4 protein-coding genes are annotated in these 3267 nt (G+C 35.1%); 1 reads left to right on the forward strand and 3 read right to left on the reverse strand.

Translation table 11 applies throughout. The features are described 5' to 3' along the window. On the forward strand, positions 1-572 hold a 572-nt coding region (locus AOG55_RS02445; RefSeq protein WP_236688953.1), incomplete at its 5' end, for an SIS domain-containing protein. A 59-nt stretch (positions 573-631) separates the two neighbouring features. Here AOG55_RS02445 and AOG55_RS02450 read toward each other — a convergent pair. The 3 genes from AOG55_RS02450 to ribA are packed head-to-tail and all read right to left on the reverse strand — an operon-like array spanning position 632 to position 3163. Then, complete coding sequence (locus tag AOG55_RS02450) at positions 632-1603, reverse strand: GHMP family kinase ATP-binding protein (RefSeq protein ID WP_048100956.1); 972 nt, start codon at positions 1601-1603, stop codon at positions 632-634. A 1-nt stretch (position 1604) separates the two neighbouring features. Further along, entirely contained in the window at positions 1605-2525 is a 921-nt protein-coding gene (locus AOG55_RS02455; RefSeq protein ID WP_048100957.1) for an NAD-dependent epimerase/dehydratase family protein, read from the reverse strand. Positions 2526-2584: 59 nt separating this feature from the next. Then, the gene (gene ribA / locus AOG55_RS02460; protein WP_048100958.1) at positions 2585-3163 is read right to left on the reverse strand and encodes a GTP cyclohydrolase II; all 579 of its coding nucleotides are present in this window, start codon (positions 3161-3163) and stop codon (positions 2585-2587) included. Between the last annotated feature and the right edge of the window lie 104 nt (positions 3164-3267).

Consider the following 3267-nt stretch of genomic DNA (forward strand, 5'->3'; position numbering starts at 1 on the left):
ATATTTATATACTATTACTCTGCATGGATTTTAAGGATTATATAGAGGAGGGCGTCATAGCACGTCAGGCAATTGATGAATTCCAGATAATGAGAATTGCACAAAAAATTATTGAGTCATTTGATAATGGGGGAAAATTAATAGTTTTTGGCAATGGTGGGTCAGCGGCCGATTCACAGCACTTTGTTGCCGAACTAACCGGGCATTTTCTAAAGGAGAGAAAACCCCTGCCTGCCATAGCATTAACAACAAATACATCCTCACTTACGGCAATAGCCAATGATTATGATTATAATTCGGTATTTTCAAGACAGGTTCTGGCACTTTCTGGTAAAAATGACACCGTAATAGGCATAAGCACCTCAGGTAATTCAAGGAATGTTTTGGAGGGAATTAATGCTGCGAATACACTTGGTGCATATACAGTTGGAATGACTGGCATATCTGGTGGAAAATTAAAAGATATATGCAGGGAGGTTTTTATTGCAAAATCGAATAAAACATCTATAATACAGGAAATTCATATAACAGCCATTCATATGATATGCGCAGTTATAGATGATCATTATTAAACTAATCATTATAATTTTTTATCAATCTATATGGATTAGATTTAAGTTTAATATAAAAATTATTTTGAAAAATATATTATTCTTGAACCCTCAAAATCGAAATCAAAATCCATTTCACGGAGCCCAAGGGTTCTCACAACGTTACTTTTTTTATCATCCCCGACTATAAAAACCAGAAAACCACCCCCACCGGCTCCTATAAGGTTACCACCAAGTGCACCGGCAGATTTTGCCATGGCATAAAGATCATCTATTTCTTTGTTTGATATCCTTGAAGATAGTGATTTTTTAAGTGACCAGTTTCTATCAAGAATTTCCCCCATGGAATTTATGTCCATCCTATAAAGGGCATCATAAAAATCACGGGTTAATCTTTTCATTTCGTGGTATGCGTCAAGATGTTCATTTATCTGTTTTTCCATGTCTGTATGTATTTCAGGGGATTTCCTGTTTATTCCAGTATACAAAAATGCAATATTTGATCTCAATTTCTCCAGCATATCAATACTAAGGGCAACTGGATTAACATTTACGCTTTCATTTTCATTAAAATTAAGCATGTTTATTCCACCAAAGGCAGCCATATACTGATCCTGTTTTCCTCCTGCCTCCCTAAGTATTTCCCTTTCTATTTTAACAGCCTCGGATGCCAGTTCCTCCCTTGTAACGTACTCTGATTTATATGCATGAAGGGCATTTAACAGGCCAACGAGGAATGTGGAGCTTGACCCAAGGCCAGTACCATGAGATGGTATATCCGAAATGCTAAGTATTTCAATGCCACCATCTATATTTAAAAATCTTAATGCCTCCCTAACAGATGGGTGCTTTATTTCATCAATCCTATCCACTATTTCAGTCTGAGAATATGAAATCCTTATCTTTGAATCAAATTTCTTATTAACTATTATATAAATATATTTATTTATTGCAGCAGAGATAAGTGCACCGCCATAATTCCTGTAATATGCCGGTATATCTGTACCCCCGCCAACAAACCCGATTCTTAGAGGAGTTTTTGTTATTATCATTTTAATACTTGTAATATTCAATTAATTTATCTATGCCCTCATCCAGTGAAACCTTCGCCTTAAAGCCTATTCTTTCCTCAGCCTTTTTGGTGTCTGCAAGCGTTTCATGCACGTAATTTTTTATTGGCATCTCTATGTATTTTGGTTTCACATTCTTTTTAAGGTGTTTATTAAGTATATCAACGAGCTGGTTTAATGAATAATTTTTACCAGTACCAACATTGTAGACATTGAATCCATGGTTATTTAATGCCGCAAGGGTCAGGGCATCAACAACATCATCGACAAACACAAAGTCCCTTCTCTGCTCCCCATCGCCGTAAAGTACGGGCTGTATATCGTCATGTATATCCCATAGAAACTGTGATACCAGGTTTGCAAAGATTTTTTTGGATTTCTCGTGATATCCATATATTGAAAAGAATCTCATGGCTGATACATCCATTCCATAGAGCTTATCATAAAGCTCGGCAACCCTTTCCATGGCAATTCTTGCCTCGGTATAATAATCGGTAACCTTTGGAATGACATTTTCAGAATGAGGCGGTTTTATTTCATTATAAATTGAGGATGTTGATGCATATACTATTTTTGATTTATTTTTCTTTGCCAGTTCAAGTATCTTTATCATATCATTTATGGCATTTCCTATTAAAAGTGGGTTATTGCGGTACATGGGCGATGATGAGTAAATACCTATATGGAAAATATAATCAACATCAAGGCAGTAATTATTTATATTCTCAACCCTGTCCTTTATAAAATCTATATCTGGCAAAATATCATTCAAATTGCTCATGGAACCTGTTTGAAGGTCATCCATGACATACACATGATTATCCTTATAAAGCCTGTGAACAAGATTTGAACCTATAAAACCTGCACCACCAGTTATTAATATTTCCTTATTCCTAATATCCATGGTAAGTGATGGTAACTTTATATAAAAAGTTAATTTGGATTAACCCAGAATAATTGTATTTAAAGTAGATGCCCCATTTTATCCTTTTTTGTTTCAAGATAAAATTTATCGAAAGCATTTGGTTCTATAATTATTGGTATTCTCTTGGATATTTTTATGCCATTTTCCTCCAAAAATTTAATCTTTTCCGGGTTATTGGTTATGAGTTCAACCGATTTTATTTTAAAATATTTTATTACCTCGACAGCAAAATTATAATTACGTGCATCTGCCGGCAATCCCTGTTCAAGATTTGCCTCCACAGTATCCAGCCCCTGATCCTCAAGGCTGTATGCCTTTATCTTATTCAGGAGGCCAATACCCCTGCCCTCCTGGCGGAGATAAATTAACATGCCATACTCGCTCTGGCCTATCATTTTAAGTGAGGTCAGAAGCTGATCACGGCAATCACATCTTAATGAACCCATTATATCGCCTGTGAGGCATTCGCTGTGTATTCTTACGGGGACATTTTCCCGGCCATAAATGTCACCGTTAACAATAACAGCATGATCCTTATTTTCGTCGTTTTTGAAAACATATATGTCAAAATTACCAAATCTTGATGGCAACTTAGCCTTTGCATAGAACTCTATCATATTTGTCACTTCTAATTACGTAATTCTATAAAAATATATTTCAAAATTTTTTTTATCCTTTTTGTTAGTTTACATAACTACAATTACCTATTTTTCTTTACTAA

The sequence above is a fragment of the Acidiplasma cupricumulans genome, from assembly GCF_001402935.1.
GTDB classification, from domain to species: domain Archaea; phylum Thermoplasmatota; class Thermoplasmata; order Thermoplasmatales; family Thermoplasmataceae; genus Acidiplasma; species Acidiplasma aeolicum.

Bases quoted from the DNA above. Each gene is read 5' to 3' on its own strand.
- AOG55_RS02450 (WP_048100956.1), bottom strand. From the start codon at position 1,603: ATGATAATAACAAAAACTCCTCTAAGAATCGGGTTTGTTGGCGGGGGT.
- AOG55_RS02455 (WP_048100957.1), bottom strand. From the start codon at position 2,525: ATGGATATTAGGAATAAGGAAATATTAATAACTGGTGGTGCAGGTTTT.
- ribA (WP_048100958.1), bottom strand. From the start codon at position 3,163: ATGATAGAGTTCTATGCAAAGGCTAAGTTGCCATCAAGATTTGGTAAT.